The sequence below is a fragment of the Bradyrhizobium sp. PRIMUS42 genome, from assembly GCF_023006515.1.
Taxonomy (GTDB): Bacteria; Pseudomonadota; Alphaproteobacteria; order Rhizobiales; family Xanthobacteraceae; genus Bradyrhizobium.
In genome coordinates, this window is record NZ_JALBGZ010001273.1 from 1 (window position 1) to 957 (window position 957).

Below are 957 nucleotides of genomic sequence, written 5' to 3' on the forward strand. Positions count from 1 at the left end.
GGCACGCAGTGACGCGCCGCAGAGCCGGGGCCCGTGGTCATGATAGATGCGCGGCGCGATGGGTCCCGGCTCTGCGCAGCAGCGTTCCACGCTGCAGCGCGTCCGGGACACGGGCGTGCGCCTTTGAACCCTCCGCCCTTCCCCAGCGACGAATGCCAAGCGCCCGTGGCCTGTTCGGCCGGGGACTTGGGGACATTTCACATGGAAAGCATTCGGCCCGACACCACGGACCCGATACCGCTCAGGCCAGCGCCGAATCAAATCGGCACAATCATGCTGCGCTTTGTCGGGCTGTTGGCGGTTGCGATCGCCATCCTGGCGTTCGTCTATAGCCGCTGAGGCGCGGCCGGATGCCGGCCGCGAAAAATTAACGAACTCTTACCGGCTTGCGTCGACCGCCGAGGCTTCCAGGGTATAGGCGCCATCGGCATAGCCCTTCACCACCATGCCGGCGACCAGCATCACTGCCAGTGTCGCGGTCGCGAAGATAAATCCGACAAATTTGAGTGCGCCGCGATCTGCCATGGTCCTCGTCCCCTGTCTCTGCCAATTCGTTTCAAATAGACAGCGACAGGTTCATAATTAGTTAGCAACTCGATGGTTCCGACAAACTGCTTCGCGGTAACCATGTTGCGCAGGCTTATGGCAGCCGCCCCAAAACGCGTCCATAGCGCGCGGGCAACACTCGCGCACTGATTTGGACCGTTCATCCTGGAACAGATCTAACCGGCCTTCGCTCGCGTCGCAACGAAGGCGCTGGCGGTGATGGAATAGACGTCTTCGCCTCGCTGATTGGTGCCGGTGGTGCGGACGGTCACGATGCCCCAGCCGGGGCGCGAGGCGGAGATACGCTTGTCGACGATGCCGCTGACGTAGCTGATCGTGTCGCCGGCGAGCACCGGCCTGATCCAGCGCAGGTCACGAAAGCCCGGCGATGGGCCGCCCGCCGCGACCTCC

3 protein-coding genes are annotated in these 957 nt (G+C 63.4%); 1 reads left to right on the plus strand and 2 read right to left on the minus strand.

Going from position 1 to position 957, the window contains the following annotated elements; translation table 11 throughout:
- The first annotated feature begins 201 nt into the window (after positions 1-201).
- On the plus strand, positions 202-339 hold the full coding sequence (locus MOV75_RS39630) for a hypothetical protein (RefSeq protein WP_212080336.1): 138 nt from the start codon (positions 202-204) through the stop codon (positions 337-339).
- A gap of 39 nt (positions 340-378) precedes the next feature.
- Here MOV75_RS39630 and MOV75_RS39635 read toward each other — a convergent pair whose 3' ends face one another.
- Positions 379-525 carry a hypothetical protein gene (locus MOV75_RS39635; RefSeq protein ID WP_018318322.1) on the minus strand — a complete coding sequence of 49 codons (147 nt, stop codon included), beginning with the start codon at positions 523-525 and terminating at the stop codon, positions 379-381.
- A 197-nt stretch (positions 526-722) separates the two neighbouring features.
- Positions 723-957: MaoC family dehydratase N-terminal domain-containing protein (locus MOV75_RS39640; protein ID WP_247008285.1), on the minus strand; the 235-nt coding region annotated here is incomplete at its 5' end.

Excerpts from the sequence above, each read along its gene's own strand:
- MOV75_RS39630 (WP_212080336.1), top strand. The coding sequence starts at position 202 with ATGGAAAGCATTCGGCCCGACACCACGGACCCGATACCGCTCAGGCCA.
- MOV75_RS39635 (WP_018318322.1), bottom strand. The coding sequence starts at position 525 with ATGGCAGATCGCGGCGCACTCAAATTTGTCGGATTTATCTTCGCGACC.